Origin of the sequence: Clostridium sp., from assembly GCF_018372875.1 — a bacterium.
Classification (GTDB): domain Bacteria; phylum Bacillota; class Clostridia; order Clostridiales; family Clostridiaceae; genus Clostridium.
This window is the reverse complement of sequence record NZ_JAHAIF010000098.1, coordinates 1-1,808: the sequence shown is the minus strand read 5'-3', so window position 1 is coordinate 1,808 and position 1,808 is coordinate 1. Positions and strand designations below refer to the sequence as shown.

Genomic DNA, 1,808 nt, shown 5'->3' with positions numbered 1-1,808 from the left:
ATAATTTGTCCTTTTATCTTTACACTTACTATTTCTTTGCTCTTTTTTCTTATTAACTTTGCTACCTGATAGCTTTGCTCTCCAGTAGCTTCATTTTGACATATTACCCTATAACTCTTTATTTAAATTCTTATTTTTCTTTAATCCCTTATGATTCTCCCCCAATTAAAATTTCTTAATCCCACTTTCCTATTTCCAAGTTCCATTATTTATATGTTTCATCTTTTCAAATTCTTTTTCTTTTTAAGTGAGACTCTAAATTTTACATTTAGCTAGTCAAACTTACACCTACGAATGCATATGAGTAGTGTGTTTCTATCCTACATATTATTGTTATTAATTCCCCTTGATTTGAAGTGGAATTATTAAGTCTATGATTTCCTTACCTGCACTCTGTGAAAGTGATTCACACCAAATCATAGATTTGGGCTCTCTACTTTTCAGCTTACAGTAGATTTCACTCCTAGTTATCTTAGATTTTATAAATATTTCAACATATGAAAAAAAGATTAATGCTCCATTACTGAAACATTAATCTTTTTAACTTCTTTCACTGCATTATTAGAATTATGCAGTATTAAATCTTCTTACTCTTATTGATTTTACAATATTCTAACATTACTATTTTTTAAGTCGTTAATCAATTCTTTATTGTGAATTTAGATATTTATTATTAAAAATAATTAGACTAAACTACTTTCTAAAGCATTTTCAAGCATATCAGTAAAGTCGCTAAATTCTTGTTCTAATTCTCCAGATGGCTTATCTAATTCTACGTAAGTATTTTCCCTAATATTATAACAATACCAACTCATATTACTATCCCCAAAAAACATATATTCTTTTTGTTCATCATTTTCATACCATATTTCATTTGTATCTATATAGCCTGTAACTCTTTGGTTATTTATTTTATCAACTATATTCTCATCAATACCATATAAAACTAATCCATTATAATCTAATCCATTTATTACAGATAAAAAATCAATATATCCTTTAGGTAAATCATATTTAAACTTATTCTTTACTTCTTGTTGAAAAAATTCTAATTCTTTTAATGAACATCCTTCATTCAGATATCTATTTCTCTTCTTAATTTAATTACCTCTAATTTTTCTTTCCACATTTATCTATGCCTCCTATCTATTTTTTAATGGATATATACTTCCTTCTGGTATTGGAAATTCAATCTTTTTAATCTCCCCTTCTTTTAACCCTCTAACTATAGAATTTTGATAATTTGTTATTACCTTATGATATGGTTCATTTTTAATTAAAACTAAATTTTCAAAGGAATTATCGCCACTATCATCTATCGGTAATTTATGATGTACCTGCCATCCTTCTGGAACAAATCCATCTTTTATATCTAATATATCAATTTCACTTAAACCTGCATCTTTCAATAGTTGTTCATTCTCTGATAATTTTATTAAGAAATTCTTTCTTTCAGTACTGTCAAAAGCTTTTCTTAAAGCCTTTCTTTCCTCTATACCTCTTTTTACATATGTTACTTCTTTTGTTTTGACATTCTTTAATGTAACATCTTCCCCTCTTAATTTACCAGTAAAATCACCCCCCCTTGGGGCAGAGTCTGTTTTTGTATTTTTAGTAGTAAAGTTTAGTATTCCAAATCCTTACCATTATTTTATCATTCTGATTTGTCCATTTCCATATTTAGTATTATGAAGTTACTTTGTATAACCACATATTTAAGAAAAAAATATCGACACTATTGTAGTATCGATATTTTAGTTACAACGATATTTTCTTTTACTTTAGGTTGAAAGGTGGCATAGGTGGTA

The 1,808-nt window shown here is 27.0% G+C and carries 2 protein-coding genes; both read right to left on the bottom strand.

Annotated features, from left to right (window positions below; translation table 11 throughout):
• Positions 1-683 precede the first annotated feature (683 nt).
• A complete protein-coding gene (locus KIB46_RS16240; protein WP_291673260.1) occupies positions 684-1,100 on the bottom strand; it encodes a YrhA family protein in 417 nt (138 codons plus the stop codon).
• A gap of 42 nt (positions 1,101-1,142) precedes the next feature.
• A complete protein-coding gene (locus KIB46_RS16235) occupies positions 1,143-1,409 on the bottom strand; it encodes an HNH endonuclease signature motif containing protein (protein ID WP_291673258.1) in 267 nt (88 codons plus the stop codon).
• Positions 1,410-1,808 lie beyond the last annotated feature (399 nt).